Annotated in this window: 27 protein-coding genes; 11 read left to right on the top strand and 16 right to left on the bottom strand. The window is 41.0% G+C overall.

Annotated features, from left to right (window positions below):
• Positions 1 to 456 precede the first annotated feature (456 nt).
• The 16 genes from K7J14_RS15475 to K7J14_RS15550 form a co-directional block, all read right to left on the bottom strand.
• A complete protein-coding gene (locus K7J14_RS15475; protein ID WP_230758514.1) occupies positions 457 to 1,179 on the bottom strand; it encodes a class I SAM-dependent methyltransferase in 723 nt (240 codons plus the stop codon).
• Between the two features lie 583 nt (positions 1,180 to 1,762).
• A complete protein-coding gene (locus K7J14_RS15480; RefSeq protein ID WP_230758547.1) occupies positions 1,763 to 2,299 on the bottom strand; it encodes a GNAT family N-acetyltransferase in 537 nt (178 codons plus the stop codon).
• Positions 2,300 to 2,547: 248 nt separating this feature from the next.
• Positions 2,548 to 2,817: a hypothetical protein gene (locus K7J14_RS15485; protein WP_230758107.1), complete on the bottom strand. Its 270-nt coding sequence runs from the start codon at positions 2,815 to 2,817 to the stop codon at positions 2,548 to 2,550.
• Positions 2,818 to 2,879: 62 nt separating this feature from the next.
• Positions 2,880 to 3,428, bottom strand: a complete 549-nt coding sequence (locus K7J14_RS15490) for a GNAT family N-acetyltransferase (RefSeq protein WP_230758184.1) — start codon at positions 3,426 to 3,428, stop codon at positions 2,880 to 2,882.
• Positions 3,429 to 3,705: 277 nt separating this feature from the next.
• The gene (locus K7J14_RS15495) at positions 3,706 to 4,206 is read right to left on the bottom strand and encodes an HD domain-containing protein (RefSeq protein ID WP_230758234.1); all 501 of its coding nucleotides are present in this window, start codon (positions 4,204 to 4,206) and stop codon (positions 3,706 to 3,708) included.
• A 401-nt stretch (positions 4,207 to 4,607) separates the two neighbouring features.
• Positions 4,608 to 4,925: a GNAT family N-acetyltransferase gene (locus K7J14_RS15500; protein WP_230758549.1), complete on the bottom strand. Its 318-nt coding sequence runs from the start codon at positions 4,923 to 4,925 to the stop codon at positions 4,608 to 4,610.
• A gap of 269 nt (positions 4,926 to 5,194) precedes the next feature.
• Positions 5,195 to 5,749, bottom strand: coding sequence for a YdeI/OmpD-associated family protein (locus K7J14_RS15505; RefSeq protein ID WP_230758469.1), 555 nt, complete (start codon positions 5,747 to 5,749; stop codon positions 5,195 to 5,197).
• 944 nt (positions 5,750 to 6,693) lie between these two features.
• Positions 6,694 to 6,915, bottom strand: a complete 222-nt coding sequence (locus K7J14_RS15510) for an ATP-binding protein (RefSeq protein WP_230758552.1) — start codon at positions 6,913 to 6,915, stop codon at positions 6,694 to 6,696.
• A 9-nt stretch (positions 6,916 to 6,924) separates the two neighbouring features.
• A complete protein-coding gene (locus K7J14_RS15515) occupies positions 6,925 to 7,179 on the bottom strand; it encodes an AAA family ATPase (RefSeq protein WP_230758395.1) in 255 nt (84 codons plus the stop codon).
• A gap of 335 nt (positions 7,180 to 7,514) precedes the next feature.
• A complete protein-coding gene (locus K7J14_RS15520) occupies positions 7,515 to 8,192 on the bottom strand; it encodes a DUF2971 domain-containing protein (protein WP_230758555.1) in 678 nt (225 codons plus the stop codon).
• Positions 8,193 to 8,917: 725 nt separating this feature from the next.
• Positions 8,918 to 9,640 carry a class I SAM-dependent methyltransferase gene (locus K7J14_RS15525; RefSeq protein WP_230758514.1) on the bottom strand — a complete coding sequence of 241 codons (723 nt, stop codon included), beginning with the start codon at positions 9,638 to 9,640 and terminating at the stop codon, positions 8,918 to 8,920.
• Between the two features lie 703 nt (positions 9,641 to 10,343).
• A complete protein-coding gene (locus K7J14_RS15530) occupies positions 10,344 to 10,613 on the bottom strand; it encodes a hypothetical protein (RefSeq protein WP_230758107.1) in 270 nt (89 codons plus the stop codon).
• Between the two features lie 62 nt (positions 10,614 to 10,675).
• Positions 10,676 to 11,224: a GNAT family N-acetyltransferase gene (locus tag K7J14_RS15535; protein WP_230758404.1), complete on the bottom strand. Its 549-nt coding sequence runs from the start codon at positions 11,222 to 11,224 to the stop codon at positions 10,676 to 10,678.
• 270 nt (positions 11,225 to 11,494) lie between these two features.
• Complete coding sequence (locus K7J14_RS15540; protein ID WP_456243444.1) at positions 11,495 to 12,565, bottom strand: IS91 family transposase; 1,071 nt, start codon at positions 12,563 to 12,565, stop codon at positions 11,495 to 11,497.
• Positions 12,566 to 12,916: 351 nt separating this feature from the next.
• Entirely contained in the window at positions 12,917 to 13,987 is a 1,071-nt protein-coding gene (locus K7J14_RS15545) for an IS91 family transposase (protein WP_456243442.1), read from the bottom strand.
• A gap of 491 nt (positions 13,988 to 14,478) precedes the next feature.
• Positions 14,479 to 15,756, bottom strand: coding sequence for an integron integrase (locus tag K7J14_RS15550; protein WP_330165606.1), 1,278 nt, complete (start codon positions 15,754 to 15,756; stop codon positions 14,479 to 14,481).
• A gap of 514 nt (positions 15,757 to 16,270) precedes the next feature.
• Here K7J14_RS15550 and K7J14_RS15555 point away from each other — a divergent pair.
• From K7J14_RS15555 to K7J14_RS15605, 11 genes are all read left to right on the top strand, one after another.
• The gene (locus tag K7J14_RS15555) at positions 16,271 to 16,792 is read left to right on the top strand and encodes a GNAT family N-acetyltransferase (RefSeq protein WP_230758559.1); all 522 of its coding nucleotides are present in this window, start codon (positions 16,271 to 16,273) and stop codon (positions 16,790 to 16,792) included.
• Positions 16,793 to 16,800: 8 nt separating this feature from the next.
• Positions 16,801 to 17,991 (top strand): chromate efflux transporter, encoded by a 1,191-nt coding sequence (gene chrA / locus K7J14_RS15560; RefSeq protein WP_230758564.1) that lies wholly within the window; start codon positions 16,801 to 16,803, stop codon positions 17,989 to 17,991.
• A 164-nt stretch (positions 17,992 to 18,155) separates the two neighbouring features.
• Positions 18,156 to 18,857 carry a lysoplasmalogenase gene (locus K7J14_RS15565; RefSeq protein ID WP_230758569.1) on the top strand — a complete coding sequence of 234 codons (702 nt, stop codon included), beginning with the start codon at positions 18,156 to 18,158 and terminating at the stop codon, positions 18,855 to 18,857.
• Between the two features lie 43 nt (positions 18,858 to 18,900).
• Positions 18,901 to 19,278 (top strand): RidA family protein, encoded by a 378-nt coding sequence (locus K7J14_RS15570; protein ID WP_230758571.1) that lies wholly within the window; start codon positions 18,901 to 18,903, stop codon positions 19,276 to 19,278.
• 145 nt (positions 19,279 to 19,423) lie between these two features.
• Positions 19,424 to 20,371, top strand: a complete 948-nt coding sequence (locus K7J14_RS15575; protein ID WP_230758574.1) for a hypothetical protein — start codon at positions 19,424 to 19,426, stop codon at positions 20,369 to 20,371.
• A 47-nt stretch (positions 20,372 to 20,418) separates the two neighbouring features.
• Positions 20,419 to 20,589 carry a hypothetical protein gene (locus tag K7J14_RS15580; protein ID WP_230758576.1) on the top strand — a complete coding sequence of 57 codons (171 nt, stop codon included), beginning with the start codon at positions 20,419 to 20,421 and terminating at the stop codon, positions 20,587 to 20,589.
• 49 nt (positions 20,590 to 20,638) lie between these two features.
• Complete coding sequence (locus K7J14_RS15585) at positions 20,639 to 21,334, top strand: hypothetical protein (RefSeq protein WP_230758580.1); 696 nt, start codon at positions 20,639 to 20,641, stop codon at positions 21,332 to 21,334.
• Positions 21,335 to 21,389: 55 nt separating this feature from the next.
• Positions 21,390 to 22,142, top strand: coding sequence for a hypothetical protein (locus K7J14_RS15590; RefSeq protein ID WP_230758582.1), 753 nt, complete (start codon positions 21,390 to 21,392; stop codon positions 22,140 to 22,142).
• The gene (locus K7J14_RS15595; RefSeq protein ID WP_230758584.1) at positions 22,136 to 22,765 is read left to right on the top strand and encodes a GNAT family N-acetyltransferase; all 630 of its coding nucleotides are present in this window, start codon (positions 22,136 to 22,138) and stop codon (positions 22,763 to 22,765) included. The genes K7J14_RS15590 and K7J14_RS15595 overlap by 7 nt, the downstream gene beginning before the upstream one ends.
• Positions 22,762 to 23,652, top strand: coding sequence for a DMT family transporter (locus K7J14_RS15600; RefSeq protein ID WP_230758585.1), 891 nt, complete (start codon positions 22,762 to 22,764; stop codon positions 23,650 to 23,652). The genes K7J14_RS15595 and K7J14_RS15600 overlap by 4 nt, the downstream gene beginning before the upstream one ends.
• A complete protein-coding gene (locus tag K7J14_RS15605) occupies positions 23,649 to 25,031 on the top strand; it encodes an MATE family efflux transporter (RefSeq protein WP_230758587.1) in 1,383 nt (460 codons plus the stop codon). Before K7J14_RS15600 ends, K7J14_RS15605 begins: the two co-directional genes overlap by 4 nt.

A 25,031-nucleotide genomic window follows, 5' to 3' on the forward strand; every position in this document is an offset into this window, starting at 1 on the left:
TCTTCAACAAAATATTCCTATCTTCATAATAATCATTATGTGTAGAAGGGTTTTAAGCACGTAAACTGTTTTTATCATTTTTTTTATTTTTTTTAATTTACTAAAAGCACTAAGGATTCTTTATTACATGAGCTAGTCCGTTCAATTGTTGACAGTTTATTTTACTCAATATTATTGTCTTTATTTTTTTGTAGCTTCATTCTTACTAAGACAAAAACAATCCTATTAATCAATTCCATTAATGTGTCGAACTGTTATAAGCATTTATTAAATTCATGTAATTTCCGAAAAAACAGAAGCCTTGTTACAGCATTTTACAATGCATTTTTCCTCGCGCGCCGAAGGCGTCAAACTAACATTTAGTTAACCTGCATTTCCGGCCCGCAGGGCTTGGCGGAATTTTTGCTGAGCGTAGCGATTGGCAAAAATTGTGACAACAGGAAATGTCAGGTTGAACTAGTTGTTAGATAATTTTTCCTTTATACAACAGTAAATCAAACCAATTTCATTTCCAGATATTTCAATGCGGTCATTTAACGATGAATAACATTCTATATTCTTAAAACCAGAATTTTCCAAAAAAAACATACCTTCAGGATATGTCCAATTTCGAAATATGTGGTTTTCTTGAATAAAATTAATTACTTTAGATCCTTTTAATATTTTTATTTTTTGAGTTTCGATTAAATAACTTTTTAATAAATCCACTTTATAATCTAATTTTACTTTATATTTGAATCCATTATCTTTGAAGATATGTTTACGATTTTTAATATATTTTATTATTCCTAAAATATTTTCCTGATGAAGAATAAATACTCCTCCTGGATTTAATGAATTATAAATTGTATTTAATGTGTTCTTAATATTTTCATTTGATAAAATATGCCCAAATGCTCCATATGAAAATATACAATCATATTTTTCTGCATTTAAATCGTTAGTGAATTTTAGCTTATATTCATCATTGCTTACTTTTTTTTGAGCTAATTTTAACATTTTTTCTGATACATCATATCCAGTTACAGAATACATATTTTTTGAGAGAAATAATGAATCTATTCCAGTCCCACATCCAAAATCCAGTATTTTATCTATTTTGATTAAAGATTTTTTACTTAAAATAAATTGTATAAAATCAAAAATCTTCTTGGGATTTTTTTGATATACTTTTTCCATTATCAAATCATATTATTCAGCTCCAGATTCATAACTTGTATTCACTGATTATTATCCTTTTAATACTTTTTCCTCGCCCGCCGAAGGCGTGTATCTAACATTTGCTTAACCTGCGTTTTGCTTGGCGCGGTTTTTGCCGAGCGCAGCGAAGTGCAAAAATCCGTGACAAGCAAATAAGTCAGGTTGAAGCAGTTGTTAGTTTTTTCTTAATCAATACTAGTTATGTGTAGAAATGTCTTAAACAAGTTAACTGGTTTAATTTCTTTTATACATTTCCATTTTGTGTAGATGCATTTTTATCAGAACAACTGGTCTAATTATATTTAACAATATTAATTCTTTCTCTTAATCATGTTTATTATGTGTAGAAGAGGTCTCATCAGATTAACTGGTTCAAGTCCCTTTTAAATCATTTCTAATTATGTGTCGAACTGTTACAGCATTTTAATGTTCTTCTGTCCTCGGGCGCCGAAGGCGTCAAACTAACATTTGCTTAACCTGCGTTTTGTTTGGCGCGGTTTTTGCCGAGCGCAGCGAAGTGCAAAAATCCGTGACAAGCAAATAAGTCAGGTTGAAGCAGTTGTTAGGCGAAATCTTTTTCAAGAGACACTTCATATTCAACTTCGTCTAATTCAACATTACTCATATTAATACTTTTAAATTCTTTAACAATTATTCCATTTAAACTCTCTGGAATTTTCCTACTAGAAATATTTCTTTTATCAACTGGATAGCGAGCTTTATTCCATTTATTCTGTTTAACAGCCCAATTAACAATTCCTTTAATTGTTTCTTGCCCATATTTATTCCCAAAAGACTCTTTTTTAATCCATATTCCTAATTCTGGAATTTCACTTGTTAAATCATGTAATCCAGCACATCCAATAAATTCATGAGTGTCTTTTTTTGTTATAATAACTTGATAATTTGTTCCTTTCTTCATTTCTAATATAGAGTTGCTCAAAAAATCTATTGTTTCACTAATATCATTTGCAGGTTTCGGATACATATATTTTGTGGTTTCACTATTAAAGTTTTTAAATATTTCATTAGCAAATTTTAGATCAGCAAGCACTAATAATAATCTTTCTGTCTCAATAACTTCTAATGTGAGATCCATATAAAATTCCTTCTTGTTAAAGTCATTAAAGAAACAATTATACAAAACATTATGTTTTGATATTCTGTGGTTATTAAGTCTAAAAAATTTTAAGTAATTCAAATCACTTTTTGGGTATTCTTTATCTTCGCCGCCGAAGGCGTGCGCCTAACATTGGTTTAACCTGCGTTTTGTTTGGCGCGGTTTTTGCCGAGCGCAGCGAAGTGCAAAAATCCGTGACAAGCAAATAAGTCAGGTTGAAACCGTTGTTAGTCGCTTTCTCTTGATATAAACACACCACCAAATAAACTTGTCATTGCATAGAAAGTGATATATTGATCATTATTTATTGATAACCGCACATAATATTTTGTCCCAGATCCTGGACCAACTGGACCAAACAATGACCAACAAACACTTAATCCTGTGATATTTTGATAGTTCTTTTTTACATATTTAACAATTCGTTGTCGCAAGTAATAAATATATATTACATACACAGGAATAACGACAGCTATACTCATTAAAAATGATTTCATTGTAACTTCCTTTTATTATGATTATCAATTAAACTCATCAATCAAAAAAGTTAAATAAATACTCAATTATTACCGGTTATTAAATATTCTGCTTTAATTAATTTTGATACATGTTGATTGCTTATTGTATCAACTGGATTAAATCCGTTTCGTGTATACATCTCGGTAATAGGTTTTCTGTTTCCATCATAATCTAATCGTATGTATTTTTTATTCATTTCTCGTCCATATTCTTTTACCCACTTAAGTATTCTATCAGAGTAATTCTTACCACAATACTTATTACTGATAACAAATTTGTGAAAAAAATATGTTGAATTATCAGTTACTTCTGGCCAATACAACCGATCATACTCAACTAAAATGAAACCACCAATAATTTCATTATTAATTATTCCTACATAAAAAACGGGATTCTCATATTTTTTATTCAATGCCTCAAGAGTAAATTGAGATTCATCCCATAATGGTTTATTCATTGATCGCAACCATTTTACTTTCTCAATATAGATAGAAAGTAATGTATTTATTTCAGTAGAATCAGCTGTTTTTATCGTTAACATAAATTCCTTTAATTTCTTTCCTCGGCGCCGTAGGCGTCCGACTAACATTTGCTTAACCTGTATTTTCGCACCGCGTAGCGGTTTGGCGCATTTTGTGCGTCAGGAGCGAAGCGACAGCACAAAATGTGACAAAGAAAATATCAGGTTGAAGCAGTTGTTAGCTTTTTCCTCTTCCTATTTGTTTATTTTGCATTAATTGTCTTATGTTAACTTAACATATAATTATTTTCATTAAGTAGTACTATTTAAGCTATCTTAAAACGATTTTTGATTAACTATTAATATCCTTACATCATTATAATTATCAAAAAAACATATATATGTATTATTTTAAGTACATTGAATCAATCAAATATTTTCCAGTATTTGTCTTAAATATATTTTTCTTAACATTTTCGATTTCTCTTTTTTGTATATTATCTTCGTAAATATTCACAATGAAATCTGCTTCAACTAATATTTGAAAATCTATTCCATCTATCTTTTTATATGAATGATGATTACCAATTATAAATTTAATTCTTTCGATTTGAGTATTACTAATATCAATTTTATTTTTTACTAATAACTCTTCAGCTATTTTTGGGCCTTCAATTTCTTGATATTTTCCTGAACTAGACTTATATTTAATTTCCGCTTCATGAATACCAATATCATGTAGTATTCCACATATTTTTATAACGGTTAACTCATTAACAGTTACTTCTTCTAAATTTGCGATAATTTCAGAAAATTGAAAAACCTTAAGAGCATGATTAATTCTCTTAACATCCGGTGAATTATAATTTATCATTGATAATATTATGTTATTAATCGAATTTTCCATCTTCTTCCTCTTCAAGTTAGTATTAACAAAAATAGAGTAAATCAATATAACATTCTTTCTGCCGCGCGCGCAGCGTCGAGCTAACATTTGCTTAACCTGCGTTTTGTTTGGCGCGGTTTTTGCCGAGCGCAGCGAAGTGCAAAAATCCGTGACAAGCAAATAAGTCAGGTTGAAGCAGTTGTTAGGCGAATTCTTTTTCAAGAAACACTTCATATTCAACTTCGTCTAATTCAACATTACTCATATTAATACTTTTAAATTCTTTAACAATTATTTCATTTAAACTCTCTGGAATTTTCCTACTAGAAATATTTCTTTTATCAACTGGATAGCGAGCTTTATTCCATTTATTCTGTTTAACAGCCCAATTAACAATTCCTTTAATTGTTTCTTGCCCATATTTATTCCCAAAAGACTCTTTTTTTAATCCATATTCCTAATTCTGGAATTTCACTTGTTAAATCATGTAATCCAGCACATCCAATAAATTCATGAGTGTCTTTTTTTGTTATAATAACTTGATAATTTGTTCCTTTCTTCATTTCTAATATAGAGTTGCTCAAAAAATCTATTGTTTCACTAATATCATTTGCAGGTTTCGGATACATATATTTTGTGGTTTCACTATTAAAGTTTTTAAATATTTCATTAGCAAATTTTAGATCAGCAGGCACTAATAATAATCTTTCTGTCTCAATAACTTCTAATGTAAGATCCATATAAAATTCCTTCTTGTTAAAGTCATTAAAGAAACAATTATACAAAACATTATGTTTTGATATTCTGTGGTTATTAAGTCTAAAAAATTTTAAGTAATTCAAATCACTTTTTGGGTATTCTTTATCTTCGCCGCCGAAGGCGTGCGCCTAACATTTGCTTAACCTGCGTTTTGTTTGGCGCGGTTTTTGCCGAGCGTAGCGAAGAGCAAAAATCCGTGACAAGCAAATAAGTCAGGTTGAAGCAGTTGTTAGGCGTCTATTTGATTAAATTAATACAACATTCCGTTATAGTTATTTTGGAGTGCATCAATTATTTTATTTCTTCTTTTATTTTTTGTTTCTTCGGTTTTAGCATCACAATAAAAGCCAGCAAATTGCTTTTGTTTTGATAATGGTTTTTCATTGTATAATCTTACTATTTCGGGCATTGTTTGAAGCACATTTCTTAAACACTCTATTTTATCTTCTATACTTAATTGAGTATTTTCGTTGCTAATTTCTGGTAAATAAACATCAACACCGGATTTTGTCATTGCATTATTATCTACCATTTTCTTAAATATTTGCTTATTCTTCTCTGACCATTTATGAACATCTTTTCTTTTTGAAAAATATTTTCTATATCTTTCATCATTTATTGACTTCATAACCCCATCAATCCATCCAAAGCAGATTGATTCCTCTAGTGCGTCATTTGCAGTAAAATCTTTATTACCCTTTTTAAACTCTATCCAAATACTATTTTCTTTTTTGTGATTAATTACCAACCATTCTCTATATTTAACCCTATTCTCAAATTCAAGAACAACAACATCTTCATTCATATCGAACCTCGCTACAATCAATACAAAGAAAAAAATATTTCAAGTTTTAATTATATATTTTCCTCTGCCCGAAGGGTCCGCCTAACATTTATTTAACCTGCATTGCGTACATTGGCGCACTTTTTGCCGAGCGAAGCGACTAGCAAAAAGTGTGACAATAGCAATGTCAGGTTGAAATAGTTGTTATCCAATTTTTGGTTTCAGTTCTGCTGTAGCTTCGTTTTCAACTAATTTGTGTACTAAGCTTTTTACTTTTACAAACGTTACCAACGTCTTAAATTTTATTACGCAACAAAAATATTTCCTACAAAAAGCTCCGTTTTAGTCTTTATTCTACAGCAGCTGTGTACTAAACTTTTTCCTTACCTTTTCTTTCTCTTTTCTTCTATTATATAAGACCAAATCCAGTCCAATTACCTTGATTCGTTTCTGCAAAACATCAAGATCCTATTGTATAAAACAATAGAATGATAACCAGTAACTGAATCAGTTACTTATTTTTGATTTGCTTCATACAAGCCACTGTAAGGTTATTTCTCGAAACCAATTGTGCAGGATTCTCATTTTACTGCTGAATAACCACAGTAATCTAAAAACCTTATATCCAGGATCTTTTCAATTCAAGATGTTAAAATCAATTGAAAAGCAACGTCCTACAGTCGCCTTAAATTCTTGGAAGTGAAAACGGAACACTGCTTTGCTGTTTTATTTTTAATGGATCTTCAGCATTTGTCGCGAGAGCTTGCACCGTAATCCAAATTATATTTCGAGATTTATAAGCGTTTTTAGTTCTTCCATCCTCGCCCGCCGAAGGCGTGGGGATAACATTTAGTTAACCTGCATTGCGTACATTGGCGCACTTCTTGCCGAGGAGCGTAGCGACGACTGCAAAAAGTGTGACAATAGCAATGTCAGGTTGAACTAGTTGTTAGACGCTTTTCTTCTCAGAATCCATTAATAATAATGAGTTCTCCTTCATCCTCTGTTGGAAATTCAAAATTATCATAATATTTTTCCGTTTCTTCAGTAGTTAACATTATTTCATCTGCATTACTACCATTTCTTTTTTCTATTCTCTCTATTACTATACTTTTTGGAGTTTTTATAACAATAATCTTAGGTTCAAGATTATATTCTTTTAAAATTTCCTTATATTTATTTCGCATTTTTTTTGATCAAAAAGAAAAATCTAAAACCACATCTATTCCATTAACAATATTTTCTTTTAGTATTTTTATAAGTCTGTTTTCAATTTCTTGATGCATTTCTTTTGATAAAGGATGTTTAGTAATACCCAGTTTAAATGATTCTTCATCAAACGATAAACGTAAAAAACCTTCCCGTTCAAGTTTTTTAGCATAAGTTGTTTTTCCTGATCCTGCTGGACCACACATAAAAAAAACATTTGGTTTAATTGGGTTTTTTTTCATAAATAAAGCCTTTATACATTTATAAGATTCTAAATCACAAAATCATATGTTTCGTATATCAACCATTATTTTGAATTATACTAGGCTTATAAGGCTTGGTTAAAAATCATTTTTAAATTGAATTACTAACAAAGTAGAAAAATAAGACTGCTAAACAATAGTTTTTTATTTGTTCTTCATTACTAAATTTCCTCGGCCCGAAGGGTCCGTCTAACATTTGCTTAACCTGCAATTCCGGCCCGAAGGGATTGGCGTGAAACTTGCCAGGCGAAGCCTGAATCAAGTTTCATGACAAAAGGAATTGTCAGGTTGAAGCAGTTGTTAGACGATTTTTTTTATTCCTCAAAATACCAATCCAAAGGCCTTTGAAAAACAATCATTCTGTTTCCTTTTAGGTGATAATCTAAATGGTATAAATCTATTTTTAGTTGATTAAAATTAATAATATGCAGGATTCTTATCATATACTTTTTATCACAGTTTTTACCAAAAAAAACTTTAGTAATTTTAGTATTTGGTAAAGTAATTTTATTAATCTTACTATTGAACAGAACAATTCTTACTTCATTTTCATACTTCCACATAGGAAATTTGTGAAAGAATAAATTACATAGATTGTCTGAATACTCCATACTGGGAAGCTTATTACACTTTAATGCATCTTTTTGATATTTAACTTTACCAACAACGTATTTATTACTATTAATCAATGACTCGTATCTTTTTTCTTTTGTTAATCGAATTTTATCAAATTCATATTCAATACAAAAACCTCTATGATTATCTGCATAATGTGACCATAATAAATAGTTATCAGGTTTCTGGCAAAAACAACAAACATTACCAAACATTTTTGGATTAGGTATCATTGTATGTGTTTTATTCTTATAATTAATATTACAAATACTTTCATAAGGATCATTGAATTTCTCTACACTACTAAAATATAAAGTATTTTTTGTTATAGTTTCTTCAACAAAATCATAATTCGAATAATACTTATATAATTTCATTTTAATAACCCACTAAATCAAATAGATTAGTTTCTTTTCATTGATGTTTATCATTTAACAGGTAAATTAACTCATTGTATTTCTTGAGTTAATTATTTTTTTCGCCCGCCGAAGGCGTGCGTCTAACATTTGCTTAACCTGCGTTTTGTTTGGCGCGGTTTTTGCCGAGCGTAGCGAAGTGCAAAAATCCGTGACAAGCAAATAAGTCAGGTTGAAGCAGTTGTTAGATCGCCAACTGTTAAACAATTTAGTTTATAACCAACTACATCAATGTTAGAAAACGATTTGCAGTACCATTAAAAACCCGAAGGCTGAATCCTTATGACTTGTTATAATGTGAAGACTGAGGCAACTCTTCTGCATATCGTTTTCTAACATCTGTTCCTGCAAGTTTTAGCACAAGTGGTATGAAGTCAACTTCATCAACGAAAGAAAAAGTTTTAATCACGATAACACTTTAAGTAATAAACTAGGTGCCAACTGTATAACCGTCTTCCAGAGTGTTATCATCTGTTGAACTTTTTCTTAAGTCTATTTTCAGTGACAGTTTACTTCAGTTATACACAATCTTCTTCCAAATCTCTTTCTTTTTCTTCTATTAATAAGTGTAGATTGGTCGAACTAACATTTAGTTAACCTGCATTTCCGGCCCGCAGGGCTTGGCGGAATTTTTGCTGAGCGTAGCGATTGGCAAAAATTGTGACAACAGGAAATGTCAGGTTGAACTAGTTGTTAGATAATTTTTCCTTTATACAACAGTAAATCAAACCAATTTCATTTCCAGATATTTCAATGCGGTCATTTAACGATGAATAACATTCTATATTCTTAAAACCAGAATTTTCCAAAAAAAACATACCTTCAGGATATGTCCAATTTCGAAATATGTGGTTTTCTTGAATAAAATTAATTACTTTAGATCCTTTTAATATTTTTATTTTTTGAGTTTCGATTAAATAACTTTTTAATAAATCCACTTTATAATCTAATTTTACTTTATATTTGAATCCATTATCTTTGAAGATATGTTTACGATTTTTAATATATTTTATTATTCCTAAAATATTTTCCTGATGAAGAATAAATACTCCTCCTGGATTTAATGAATTATAAATTGTATTTAATGTGTTCTTAATATTTTCATTTGATAAAATATGCCCAAATGCTCCATATGAAAATATACAATCATATTTTTCTGCATTTAAATCGTTAGTGAATTTTAGCTTATATTCATCATTGCTTACTTTTTTTTGAGCTAATTTTAACATTTTTTCTGATACATCATATCCAGTTACAGAATACATATTTTTTGAGAGAAATAATGAATCTATTCCAGTCCCACATCCAAAATCCAGTATTTTATCTATTTTGATTAAAGATTTTTTACTTAAAATAAATTGTATAAAATCAAAAATCTTCTTGGGATTTTTTTGATATACTTTTTCCATTATCAAATCATATTATTCAGCTCCAGATTCATAACTTGTATTCACTGATTATTATCCTTTTAATACTTTTTCCTCGCCCGCCGAAGGCGTGTATCTAACATTTGCTTAACCTGTAATTCCGGCCCGTAGGGATTGGCGTGAAAATTGCCAAGCGAAGCGACAGCAATTTTCATGACAAAAGGAATTATCAGGTTGAAGCAGTTGTTAGATCGCCAACTGTTTAACAATTCAGTTTATAACCAACTACATCAATGTTAGAAAACGATTTGCAGTACCATTAAAAACCCGAAGGCTGAATCCTTATGACTTGTTATAATGTGAAGACTGAGGCAACTCTTCTGCATATCGTTTTCTAACATCTGTTCCTGCAAGTTTTAGCACAAGTGGTATGAAGTCAACTTCATCAACGAAAGAAAAAGTTTTAATCACGATAACACTTTAAGTAATAAACTAGGTGCAAACTGTATAACCGTCTTCCAGAGTGTTATCATCTGTTGAACTTTTTCTTAAGTCTATTTTCAGTGACAGTTTACTTCAGTTATACACAATCTTCTTCCAAATCTATTTCTTTTTCTTCTATTAATAAGTGTAGATTGGTCGAACTAACATTGGTTTAACCTGCGTTTTGTTTGGCGCGGTTTTTGCCGAGCGCAGCGAAGTGCAAAAATCCGTGACAAGCAAATAAGTCAGGTTGAAACCGTTGTTAGTCGCTTTCTCTTGATATAAACACACCACCAAATAAACTTGTCATTGCATAGAAAGTGATATATTGATCATTATTTATTGATAACCGCACATAATATTTTGTCCCAGATCCTGGACCAACTGGACCAAACAATGACCAACAAACACTTAATCCTGTGATATTTTGATAGTTCTTTTTTACATATTTAACAATTCGTTGTCGCAAGTAATAAATATATATTACATACACAGGAATAACGACAGCTATACTCATTAAAAATGATTTCATTGTAACTTCCTTTTATTATGATTATCAATTAAACTCATCAATCAAAAAAGTTAAATAAATACTCAATTATTACCGGTTATTAAATATTCTGCTTTAATTAATTTTGATACATGTTGATTGCTTATTGTATCAACTGGATTAAATCCGTTTCGTGTATACATCTCGGTAATAGGTTTTCTGTTTCCATCATAATCTAATCGTATGTATTTTTTATTCATTTCTCGTCCATATTCTTTTACCCACTTAAGTATTCTATCAGAGTAATTCTTACCACAATACTTATTACTGATAACAAATTTGTAAAAAAAATATGTTGAATTATCAGTTACTTCTGGCCAATACAACCGATCATACTCAACTAAAATGAAACCACCAATAATTTCATTATTAATTATTCCTACATAAAAAACGGGATTCTCATATTTTTTATTCAATGCCTCAAGAATAAATTGAGATTCATCCCATAATGGTTTATTCATTGATCGCAACCATTTTACTTTCTCAATATAGATAGAAAGTAATGTATTTATTTCAGTAGAATCAGCTATTTTTATCGTTAACATAAATTCCTTTAATTTCTTTCTTCGGCGCCGTAGGCGTCCGACTAACATTTGCTTAACCTGCATTGCGAAGCAATGTCAGGTTGAAGCAGTTGTTAGTCGCTTCTCTCTTATTGCATTTCAAATGATTTGATTTGGAAGATTTTACAGGTTTCTTTCTACTAGTTGCTGCTTTTAATACTTATACTCATCATCTTTTGTACTAGTTTCATTTTTTATTATATCTCTTTCACATTTATTTCTTTCATTTCTTTTTTTTGGACATATCTTTACCAGGTCTTTTACTATCTTGGAGTCGCTATACTCTTACACCCATTCTCTTTACGTTTCAGGAAGCTTTATCTTACACAATATTTCATGTGCAGGAACTTCTTCATACGGTTCCAAGGTCATAATGATTTCCATTGCCGCATGACATATAGGACAATGATCTACACATTCCGCTTCTTCCATCTCTATTTCCATCGGAAATATTTTCTGCAGTTTTTCTAACTGATCACTGTATTGGTTTGAGTATAATCCATAATTCCGTACTGTTACAGTATGAGGGACAGGTATGTGATTCATGTATCGAGATACAAACAGTTCCTTATCCAACTCAATTCGCGTCTCTTTCCCTGCATGACGTTCAATATAACTAAATGTTCCTTTCTCTTCGTTTTCCACCAATTCTTGATTAAGGTTTATCACTACACCCTTAGCGGCGTGTGCTAAATATCCTATTATCTTTTGTACATTTCCCTGATAATATGTTGCGTATACATTCCATTCGCGATCATTAATATCCTTCTGTTCAGGAATATCTTGTATATGTTTTCTCTGTAATTCCTTAACAAGATATTCTTTTATCACATCAGTAATTCGCGTATATGATATCGTTCCTAACGGCATCCAGTCACCGTTACCAGTCAGTCCACCATCAGATAACACGCAATGTATATGCGGTTTATAAGACATCCCCTTTCCATGTGTTTGAAATACCGCTATACATCCAGGGGTTATTCCATAATATTTCGATATGTTATTTATTGCACGCTTTACACATTCGAAAAAAGCGTTCATGAAATCTTTCTTATTTCTGAGCCACACGCCAGTGAAAACCTGTGGAATTGATATGACTAAATGGAAGTGATTAACATTTAATACAGACGTTAATACCTTATCCTCCCATCTTTTCTGGTTCGCTTTATAACAGATAGGACAACCACGTTGGTTACAGGAATTATATACAGTTGCGATTGTTCCACATTTTGTGCATTGCACAACTCGGCCGCCATACCGGGTTGTTTTACACTCCCTCATATTCTGAAGAGAGCGTTTTTGTTTCGCATCAAGCTTAAAGGATCTTTTAAGCGCAACAGAGCATATCTGCTCGAGTATACGGTTCTTCATGCATAACTTGTATGCACAAATTCCTTTTCCTGCCTAACATATTCTTTCTTTTCCTCGGCGCCGTAGGCGTCCGACTAACATTTGCTTAACCTGCATTGCGAAGCAATGTCAGGTTGAAGCAGTTGTTAGTCGCTTCTCTCTTATTGCATTTCAAATGATTTGATTTGGAAGATTTTACAGGTTTCTTTCTATTATTTGCTGCTTTTAATACTTATACTCATCATCTTTTGTACTAGTTTCTTTTTTTATTATATCTCTTTCACATTTATTTCTTTCATTTCTCTTTTTTGGACATATCTTTACCAGGTCTTTTACTATCTTGGAGTCGCTATACTCTTACACCCATTCTCTTTACGTTTCAGGAAGCTTTATCTTACACAATATTTCATGTGCAGGAACTTCTTCATACGGTTCCAAGGTCATAATGATTTCCATTGCCGCATGACATATAGGACAATGATCTACACATTCCGCTTCTTCCATCTCTATTTCCATCGGAAATATTTTCTGCAGTTTTTCTAACTTATCGCTGTATTGGTTTGAGTATAATCCATAATTCCGTACTGTTACAGTATGAGGGACAGGTATGTGATTCATGTATCGAGATACAAACAGTTCCTTATCCAACTCAATTCGCGTCTCTTTCCCTGCATGACGTTCAATATAACTAAATGTTCCTTTCTCTTCGTTTTCCACCAATTCTTGATTAAGGTTTATCACTACACCCTTAGCGGCGTGTGCTAAATATCCTATTATCTTTTGTACATTTCCCTGATAATATGTTGCGTATACATTCCATTCGCGATCATTAATATCCTTCTGTTCAGGAATATCTTGTATATGTTTTCTCTGTAATTCTTTAACAAGATATTCTTTTATCACATCAGTAATTCGCGTATATGATATCGTTCCTAACGGCATCCAGTCACCGTTACCAGTCAGTCCACCATCAGATAACACGCAATGTATATGCGGTTTATAAGACATCCCCTTTCCATGTGTTTGAAATACCGCTATACATCCAGGGGTTATTCCATAATATTTCGATATGTTATTTATTGCACGCTTTACACATTCGAAAAAAGCGTTCATGAAATCTTTCTTATTTCTGAGCCACACGCCAGTGAAAACCTGTGGAATTGATATGACTAAATGAAAGTGATTAACATTTAATACAGATGTTAATACCTTATCCTCCCATCTTTTCTGGTTCGCTTTATAACAGATAGGACAACCACGTTGGTTACAGGAATTATATACAGTTGCGATTGTTCCACATTTTGTGCATTGCACAACTCGGCCGCCATACCGGGTTGTTTTACACTCCCTCATATTCTGAAGAGAGCGTTTTTGTTTCGCATCAAGCTTAAAGGATCTTTTAAGCGCAACAGAGCATATCTGCTCGAGTATACGGTTCTTCATGCATAGCTTGTATGCACAAATTCCTTTTCCTGCCTAACATATTCTTTCTTTTCCTCGGCGCCGTAGGCGTCCGACTAACATTTATTGGACTGTTCCTAAAAAATTGTATGGGTGATGCTTAGTTGCAGTATAATCTGAAATATAAGGGGTTAGGCTGAAGAGATGCAGGCATGCCAAAGCTTTAAGGGACGGCATGCAGACCGAGGGGTGAGACAGATTGCGCGGCTGCGTGTCCGTGCCGAAACGACGTGACTGCTGCCGGAAAGCATCAATACTTCCTTGTCCTAAATCAATAAAAAACCTTGATTAAATTCGTGTAAAACGAGCAATTAATGGGAAAATTCAACTGATTAACGAATATTTTAAGCAATTCTCATCCTCATATTATTAATTAACACTGATTTTCTCAACGTCGAAGGTTTTTATGCTGATCAGTATAACACGAAAAATATAAATGTCACTGAGTATTTTGCCCACTAAAGTTGCTTTAATTACAGCTGATCTAAAGGGCTTTTTACTCCAGACGGGCCTTTATTGAGAACATGGGTATAAATCATCGTTGTTTTTACGTCTGTATGGCCGAGAAGTTCCTGAACAGTTCTTATATCGTAGCCGTTCTCTAAAAGATGGGTCGCGAACGAGTGCCGAAACGTATGGCATGTGGCTTTTTTCGAGAGGCCGGCCTTAAGAACAGCCTCATGGACAGCGCGCTGAAGAATAGATTCATCCATATGGTGCCGCCCCTCTATTCCGGACTCTGGATCTTTCCACCGTCGATCTTGAGGAAAAACCCATTGCCAGGACCATGATTTAGACGCGTTGGCATACTTTCTCTCGAGCGAGCCGGGAAGCAGAACTCCGCCGAATCCTTCAGCGAGATCCCTTGCATGCAGGGCTTTTATGTGCGAAAGATGCTCGCGAAGAGCCGGCTCAAGAGATTGAGGGAGCATGGTATGCCTGTCCTTAGCGCCTTTTCCGTTACGAACAAGGATTTCATTGCGTTCAAAGTCTATATCTTGGACACGAAGAGACAGGCACTCCATAATCCGCATGCCGGTTCCGTACATAAGACGTGCAATTAAACGTTTTTCATCCTGAAGAAGGGATATAACCGTGTTGACTTCATTTCTACTGAGAACTACAGGAAGACGAACCGGTTTTTTTGCTCGGATCACTTCTCCGATTTCTTCCGGCGGATGGCCGAGGATGCACTTATACAAAAAAAGAAGCGCAGCAAGAGCCTGATTTTGGGTAGAAGCGCTTACGTCGCCTTCAACCGCAAGGGCGGTGATGAACTCATTAAGATGCTTTGTCGTTAATTTTCCGGATTCGACCCGGGAGTGTTTGCTGAAAAAACGCTCAACCCACTTTACATAGGCTTCGCACGTACGCGGACTATAGTGCCGCGCCTCAAGGGCATCCCGATACTTTTTCAGCAGAGGATGGATGTCGACTGTATTATTCACAGCAGGCAACTTTGTCCGATGGATAGTAGTCGGAATAGGCGTCTTTGTCCCGTGGACATTAGCCGGAATTGGCGTCTTTGTCCCGTGGATAGTAGCCGGAATAGGCGACGACGACGGAGCAGGGGCATCTCCGCAGTCGATTTGGATCGGCCGCGGGATCGTTCCCTGGGGAATTTGCAGGTTCATCGTTATGGGGAGGCTCTGCAATATTTCAGGATCGCTCAACAGGGAAGAAAAAGAAATGAACCGGTATTTAAACAGAGCGCGAAGAAAGCCACGTAGATATTTCGTGTTTCGAACCATAATCCATCCATCCATTTTTTGCGACCAGGAAGCGGAAGGAACGGCACGAATAATAGTAATAAGATTCTGGTTGTTTACAGTTTTGATTAAGAGCAATTCGGGCGTTAGTTCGCTGATAGAGAGGATCATGCTTATATATAGAAGATAATTGTTATTTCTGCCCTATGTTTTATCCGGGCAAAGGTTGTTTTTTTCAATCCGCGCCGATTTTTCTTTCAAATATGAACAGATGACTTTATTATTTTTACATGATTCGGATTATAGAGCGGTATGAGCCGGACGGAAAAAAACAAGTGGTTTTCATGTTTATAGAGAAGGTTGCGCTTTCGCAGCTGAACGGGTTAAGGCTGCATGCGTACGATGAACTACAAACCTCTCGGGGTTCCGGGTTTTTAATTCGAATCAGGTGTCGTGCTCAAAAGCATCGGATTGCGTATCCACGACCAAGCGACAGAATCCGCCCATTTCTGCCCTGGAAATCAAATACAACCTTCATCGACACGCAGGAGACGGAATGATTTTTGAAACAGACCGGCTGATCGTAAGGCCTCCGGTATTCCAGGACGCGTCCGATATTTTCAGAAATTATGCCCAGGATGCCGAGGTTACCAAATACCTTACATGGAAACCGCACACCGAGTATGCGCAAACCGAGGAGTGGGTGCGATTTTGCATTAAAACGGCAAACGACGAATCCGGACTCAAATTCGTCGTTCATCATAAGGCGGATGCGGAAACGATCGGGATGATAGATTTCAGATTCGACGATTTTCAAACCGATTTCGGCTATGTTCTGGCGCGAAGGTACTGGAACCAGGGACTGATGACGGAAGCAATGCTGCCGCTTATTCGGCATGTATACAGACTGCCGAACATATATCGGATTTGGGCGACGCACGACATCGACAATCCCGGATCCGGCAAAGTGATGGAAAAGATCGGGATGAAATATGAGGGCACGCTTCGACGCTCGATCATCCATCCGAATATCTCGGACCTGCCCAGGGACGCAAAGTACTACTCGATCGTGAAATAAGGAGCCGGATGAATAAGCCTGGAAAAAACACCGGATGGGGGGCGTTTCTCGCAGATGTGTTCGTCTGTTCGCTGGGAGCGTACGGGGGGCCGGAGGCGCATTACGGGGTTTTCGCCGATCATATGGTTTCCCGGAAAAAGCACCTTACAGAGGAAGAGCTTCTGGAGCTTATCGCGCTCACGGGAATTCTCCCCGGACCGAGCAGCACGCAAACGATCGTCGCGATCGGATATAAGGTCGGAGGGCCGGTTCTCGGTGCGTTGACCCTGCTGGTATGGGCGGCGCCGGTTCTTGCGGTTATGACGATGCTCTCGTTTCTCGGCGCTTTTTTGGAACAGCGCAGGATTTCCCCCGGCATTCTCAGATACATCGGGCCGATGGCGGTCGGCTTCATCATAGTCGCGGCATACCGGCTCGGGCGAAAGGCGATCGCAGACAAGACGGCTTTTCTGCTCATGCTGTTCGCAGGAACAACGACGTACTTCATACACGAGCCGTGGATCTATCCGCTGGTGTTGATCGCGGGAGGAGCGTTCGCCGCGGCCGCGTCGAAAGAGAAGAACATCTGGAACCGGGTTCGACTCGATCCGCCCTGGGCATACCTTGCGGCTTTCGCGGCAACCGCGCTCGCGGGTTTCGCGGCAATCACCGTCAGCGACAACAGAATCGTTCATCTGTTCGAAAGCTTCTACCGCTACGGATATCTGGTCATTGGAGGCGGGCAGGTAGTGGTTCCGCTGATGTTCAGCGAATTGGTGGAAGCCAATCGCTACATGAGCGATCAGGAATTTCTCACCGGGTTCGGCCTCGTTCAGGGATTGCCCGGCCCGATGTTCAGCTTCAGCGCCTACGCGGGCGGAATGGCGGCGAGGGGAAGCGGAGTCTTATTCCAGATCCTGGGCGCGGCGGCCGGCGGAATCGGAATCTTTATGCCGGGAGTGCTGCTCATCTACTTCGTGTATCCGATTTGGGAAAATCTCAAGGCTATCCGCGGAATCCGCATTGCCTTGCGCGGGGTAACCGCTGCCGCGTGCGGCTTGATTGCGGCCTCTGCGGTCGTGCTGATGCGGAAGAACGGGTTTTCCGCGGACGCGCTCGTTGCGACGGCTGCTTCCGCCGGATTGCTGCTGCTGAGGAAAATCCCGGCGCCGGTCATCGTCGCGGCATGCATAATTGCCGGAGTCGTTATTCCGTTTTGACGAGACAATGCGAAAGGACGGTGCGATGGGTCGCTGCGAAAGAGCAATACGAAACGACGGTGCGATGGGTCGTTGCGAAAGGGCAATGAGAAACGATGCTGCGATGGGCGCTGCGAAAGGACGGCCCGGCCGGAGTTCAGGATTGATATCGAATAGGAGAAGATATGAACAAAAAGACTGCTTCGATTGCATTCTTTGTCGCAGGGCTCGCCGCGGCCGTGCTCTTCATCGTTTTGAGGCACAGCGTGCCGCTGCCTCAGGCGGTGCTGCTGAAAGCGATCCCGACCCTCTTGATGGCCGCGTGGATACTCGTCGTACGGCTGGACAAGAGCAACGCGTGGATTTTCGCAGGCTTGCTGTTTTCCATGATCGGGGACATTTTCATGGAACTCCCGGGAGAGACGGCGTTCATGGTCGGCATCGGAGCGAACACCCTGGGAATCGTCTGCTACACGCTGTATTTCTATTTTTCGGACAGAAGCCCCGACCTTGTCCGCTTCATACCGGTCGCCATAGTGATGGGAGTCTTTTACATCATTCTCTACGATTACCTCGGAGACCTGAAGCTGGCGGTGTTCGTCTACTGCTTCATCCATGCGCTGTTCCTGTGGCGATCGTCCGCGCGCTTCGGAGAAGAACACATCAGCCCGGCGTCCCAATACGTCTGCTTCATCGGCTGCGTTTCGGTTACCATCAGCGACTTTCTGCTCAGTTTGACGATTTTCGGAATCATACCGAACGTGAATAAATTCCAGATTGTCGATATGATTCTCTGGTGGTCTGGCCTGTTCATGCTGACGGTAACCGCGGAAATCAGGCGACGAAACATGCTCGCCTCGAAGGACTCCGCGGCGCCTGTCGAATGAGCAGAGGCAGGAGAGTTTTTCGTATTAAAAGGAGATGCTAGCTATGGATAAAAAAGCGTTCAGCGCGAACGGAGCGGCGGTCGTCGGCCCCTACTCGCAGGCGATCGGCGCCGGAGACCTCGTGTTTCTTTCGGGGCAGACGCCGATGGATCCGGAGACCAAGAAGCTCGTTTCCGGAAGCATCGCGGAGCAGACGCGCAGATGCCTGCTCAATTTATTTTCGGTGCTGGAAGCTGCCGGGCTGACTCCCGCCCATGTCGTGAAAACCACCGTGTTCCTGACGAACATGGCGAACTTCGCCGAGATGAACGCAGAATATAAGACTCATTTCTCGGAGCCCTTCCCGGCCCGCTCGACTATCGGGGTGCAGGAACTACCGCTTGGAGCCGAAGTTGAAATCGAGTTGATCGCTCACAGATGACGGAATCCCCCGGATTGCAATCCGGGGGGCTTGCGAACGCAGGCGCTATATCCGGCGGCTCAAGACGCAACCCCTTGCTATTTTTTTTACTATCAAAAAATCCCGATCGGAACTAGAATAGTCAAAAATACCAAGGGGATCTTCCATGAAAGCAGCAAAAGACGCCGTAAATCGCGCGGAATCCTGGATTTTCAGAAACGGCCGGCCGTTAGAGGCGGCTCTTTGGAACGCGCTGTTCAAAAAAGAGTGCGGCGATTCGGTTGTAAAGATTTTGTCGCTCTATCAAAACGAAGACGGCGGATTCGGCAACGCGCTCGAGCCCGACAGCTGGAACCCCGAATCAAGCCCCTACACAACCCTCTACGCGATCAAAATTTTACAATCGATCAAGGAAGCCCGCTCCGGAAATCCCGTGGACGAGGGGATCTACCGCTATATCAAATCGCAAAAGGACTTCAATCCTCAAAGCGGTTGGAGCTTCACCATTAAAAGCAATTCGAATCATCCCTGCGCGCCCTGGTGGATCTACAGCGCGAAAGAAAACAAAATCCAGGGAATAGGACTCACCGCGGAATTCTGCAGCCATATTCTTACGAATCATACGAGCGATCCGGAGTTGTTCGAGACGGCCTACCGGCTCGCGGTCGTTCTGCTGGCAAAACTCAAATCCCAGACCGGCTTCGGAGAGATGGGCATAGCGGGCTACGTTACGCTGCTGGAAACCTGCCGCAAAACGGGCCTCCTTTCCGAAGAAAAACACGAGGGTCTCTTCCGGATACTGTCGAACCTGATTCTTGAAAGCATCGAACCGGACGTCGGCAAATGGGGCGGCTACGTAATCAGGCCGTCGAAGTATGTTTCAAGCCCGGACAGCCCTTTTTACCCGCTGTGCAAAGAACTTATGGAAACCGAGCTCGACTATTTAATCCGGACGCAAACCGGCGAGGGAGTCTGGCCGATAACCTGGACATGGATGGAAAACACGGCGAAATACCCGACCCAATTCGCCGTTTCCGAGCGATGGTGGACGGCGATTACCGCTATCGAAAAAATTCGACTGCTTGCAAATTTCGGCAGACTCGAAGTAAATTGAGTTACAGGTTATACTAACTACAGTACTCGACAACAGGGAGGATTTCTATGGTGTTACTTGATACGTTCGATAGCGATTTGGAAGCGGCCTTCCTCATAGAAAACTTGAAAAAAGCAGGCATTCAATTTACCGAAAAGAAGGCTGAAGAAGGTCTCCAGGTCTTCATCAACGAGGCCGATATGGGGAAAATCAACGATTTAATCAGCAAGCTGGACTGAAAGATTAACCGGCCTTAATCCGCCGCAAATCAGATAAAAGAGAAGAAAAATGAAGCGAAACAAAAGCATCGTCATATCGTATATGCACTTGCGGACGCTGATCGGAGTTCTCGGCATTTTGCTCCCCTTTGTCTGCGTTTTCGGATCTCTGCCGTATAACGGATTCGTGGTTCAGGACTCCATCAGCATGCATTACTACACGAACATGCGCGATATTTTCGTCGGAATTCTCATCGGAGTCGCGCTGTTCCTGATGACCTACAAGGGGTACGAGCGGATCGACAACGTCGTTACGAATCTGACCGGCGCCTTCGCCATCGGCATCGCCTGCTTCCCCTGCATAAATCCGGAGTGGACCGACCCGGTGAGCCTTCTTTTGCTTCCGAACAGCGTAACGAACATCATCCACACGCTGAGCGCGCTTTCATTTTTCAGCCTGCTGGCGGCGAACTCGATCTGGATTTTCACTAAAAGCTCGCATCCGGTCGAGAAAAATTCGCGCAAATACCGGAGAAACCAGCTCTTCGTCGCCTGCGGGGCGGCGATTTTCGCGAGCATCGGAATCCTGATACCCGTTACGGTTTTCACCTCCGACGCATTCCGCAAGGAAAGCAGGATCACCCTTGTTCTTGAGATCGTAATGCTTGTAGCGTTCGGCGTTTCCTGGCTCGTCAAAGGCGGCGCAATACTTCCCGACCTGAAAACCTCTCCCGAAGGGGTCGGGGCGGATTCGCCGGAAAACTGACGGCGAACGCAAAAACCGCTGGAAGCTAGCCGGCGGCTTTGATATACTCGCCTCAATGACTCCCGCTCAATGGTCTTCTTTTGCGCATTTCAGAAACGCCTACCGTTCTTGCTGCGACGAATGGGAAAAAACCGCCGATTCGCCTGCCGGATGGCTTACCCAGCTCCAGACAACCGCATGCGCTTCCGACGGTACGCCCGAATATCCGCTTGAGACGGCGGTGGTCTACAACCGAAACCTCGACGACATATCGGAACACGACAGGATCGACCTGATCCTGGTCGCCGACAATCCCGGAAAGGACGAGCAGCTCGCCAAAAACCGCCGGTATCTGGTTGGACAATCGGGCAAGCTGGCCGACAGATTTTTCCGGATGAATCCGGAATTGAACATCGATTTCCGCAAGAACGTCGTCATTTTGAATAAAAGCCCGATACATACGGCGAAAACGAAGCAGCTCGGCCTTTTGCGGAAAAACGGCGGAGAGCGGTTCAGGGCCTTTTTCGAAGAAACGCAGCGCCGCACGGCGGAGGAAACCGTCAAGCTGCAGCGCGGTCTCGGATGTCCGCTGTGGATAGTCGGGTACGCCGAGATGCGGACCTCGGGATTGTTCGCTCCCTACTCGCAAGAACTCCAAGTCTTGTACGATCAAAAGCCGGAATCGCCGGTGTTTCTCTATCAGCATTTTTCCATGAACCGGTTCACCATAGATCTCGAAGCGCACAGAAAAAACAGCGAAGCCGGTTCGCTACGCGACGCTCTTGAGGCGCTCGGAAAGAAACGCCGCAGGGAGATTCTCGGATGGTAAGGGGCACATTGCGCATACGGCGCGCCGAAGCGCGGGACCTCCCGGCCCTGATGAACATTGAAAGAGCCTCCTTCGCTCCGGAGATTCAAGAGAGCGAAGAAACCTTTGCGGACCGGTTGAACGCGTTTCCCGGCGGAGCGTTGATCCTCGAGGCTGGAAGCGAAGGCAATAGAAACGACCGCGAAGATTGCCGCCGGGCCGGCAACTGCAGTAACGGCAGTAACGGCGGCAACGGCGGATGCCGCCGAAGCGGCGAACCGGTCGGCTATCTCACTGCCGAAATTTGGGACAAGGCGCCGCCGCCCTCAGCGGAAGGATACAGGCTTGGACACCGGGCAAGCGAACGGCATAATCCGGAAGGAAGGGTGCTTTACATTTCGTCCTTCGCCGTTCTCCCGGAAGCGAGAGGCGGAACGGGACGCGCGTTTTTCTGCGAGGCGCTGGATCTCCTGTGCGCCGAAAACCCGAAAATCGATCGCGTCGTATTCATAGTCCACGAACAGTGGCGCGCGGCCCGGCATATTTACGAAGGCTGCGGATTTCAATATACAGGCGTGCTCCCATCTTTTTTCAAGGACGGAGACGCGGGCTCGGACGCATTGATAATGGAGAAAAAACGGTGAACACTGCGGCAGGAAAAATTCGGATTTACATAGTGGCCTTCGCGACCATATTCGTATGGAGCTCGACCTTCATCTCGACCAAAATACTTCTGAAGGAATTCTCGCCGGTTGAAATTCTCCTGTACCGGTTTTTCGCCGCGTGGCTTCTCATGTTCATCGTGTATCCGAAAGTGCATCGCCCCGAAAGCCTGAAGGCCGAGCTGACCCTCGTTCTGGCGGGTATCTCGGGAGGATCGCTCTACTTTTTGGGAGAAAACTTCGCGCTGCGGTTTTCGCTCGCATCGAACGTATCGCTTTTGGTCTCGACGGCGCCGATACTCACCGCGATTCTGGCTCATTTTTTCATTCGCGGGGAAAAGTTTTCACGCAATTCGATATCCGGCGCCCTCATAGCCTTCGCGGGCGCGGCCCTGGTCATTCTGAACGGAACCTTCGTTTTGAAGCTCAACCCGGCGGGGGACCTGCTCGCGCTCAGCTCGGCGCTTTCCTGGGCGGTCTACTCGATCACCATTAAAAACCTCAAAACGAAATATCCGACTTATTACATCACCCGGAAAATCTTTTTTTACACCCTGCTTACCTCGCTTCCCGTCGTTATCGTTTCGCCGATCCGCCTGCAATTTTCGGCCTTCGCAGATCCGGTCATGGCCGTCAACTTTCTCTTTCTGGCCGTTTTCGCCTCCTGCGGAGCCTATGTCGCCTGGAACAGGGTTATCTGGACGCTCGGCGCCACGAAGGCGAACAATTTCATCTATTTCATCCCGCTGTTGACCCTCTTCGAATCGGCGCTCATACTCGGAGAGCCGCTCACCCCCTTCGCAGGAGTCGGAACGATACTCGTCGTGGCGGGCGTATTCCAGGCGTCGAAAAAAACGGAACACTCATGAAAATAACCCCGACAACGCTTACAAAATCGATGGCAAACCGGCTGGGAACCGCCGAATTCCACCGCGCGCTTTTCTCTCTGGCGATTCCGATCATGCTGCAAAACCTGATCAATTCATCCGTCAACATGATCGACACCGTCATGATCGGCCGTCTCGGAACGGCGGAAATCGCCGCCGTAGGACTTGCGAACAACTTCTTCTTTCTGATGAATATGATCCTCTTCGGAGCGGTTTCAGGAGGAGGCGTGTTCGCGGCCCAGTTCTGGGGGAAAAAGGACATAGCGGGCATCCGGAAAAACTTCGGATTGTGTTTGATCATCGTGTTCGCGATAGCGTCGCTGTTCACGGGAGTCAGCCTGTTCGCCCCGCGAACGATCCTGTCCCTCTACTCCAGGGACCCGATGGTCGTCGAACTCGGCAGTTTGTATCTCAGGACCGTGGCGCCCTGCTTCATACCTTTCGGGATAAGCTTCGTATTCACCCTGATGATGCGGACGATCGAAAAAGTCAAGCTTTCGATGACGGCGACCTTCATATCGCTGAGTTTGAACGTCTGCCTGAACGCCCTCCTCATTTTCGGACTCGGACCCTTTCCCGAGCTGGGAATCAGGGGAGCGGCCATTGCCACCGTGATCGCCCGCTTCGTCGAGCTTTTGATCCTCGTGACGACTGCCTACGCCAGAAAATACGCGATCGCGGGAACCTTCAGGGAGCTGTTCGCTATCGACGCCCGCTTCGTATCCCGGTACTTCGCGATCGCTTTTCCGGTGATCGTCAACGAGCTTTTGTGGTCCCTCGGGGTTTCGATGCAGAACCTTATTTTCGCGAGAACCGGCACGGACGCCTTCGCGGCCTTCAACATAGTGAACACGCTTTCCCAGCTCACCTGGGTGGTGTTCATCGGACTGGGAAACGGCTGTTCGGTATTGATCGGGAAACGGATCGGCGAAGGCAGGGAGGATGCGGCGCGCGCGTATTCGAGGTATATAACCTCATTCGCGCCGCTCATGGCGTTTTGCATCGCGTTTTTGCTGCTGCCGCTTTCGCGCCTGGTTCCGGTTCTTTTCAAGGTTGAGCCAGCCGTTTTGGGAACCGTCTCCTCGATGATCATGCTGCTCGCGCTCAGCTATCCGTTCAGGGCGTTCAACATGTCCATGGTGATCGGCGTGTGCAGGGCGGGAGGGGACACGGTATTCAGCGTGTTCTACGATTTGTTTTTCATGTGGACGTTCGCGCTGCCGCTCGGAGCGGCCGCCTCGTTCGCATTCGGCCTTCCGGCGTGGGCAGTATATGCCTGCATCGCGTCGGAAGACGTCCTGAAAGTACTACCCGGATGGTTACGGTTGCGCAGCGGAAAATGGCTGCACAACGTCACCTGA

Source organism: Teretinema zuelzerae (assembly GCF_021021555.1).
GTDB lineage: Bacteria > Spirochaetota > Spirochaetia > Treponematales > Treponemataceae > Teretinema > Teretinema zuelzerae.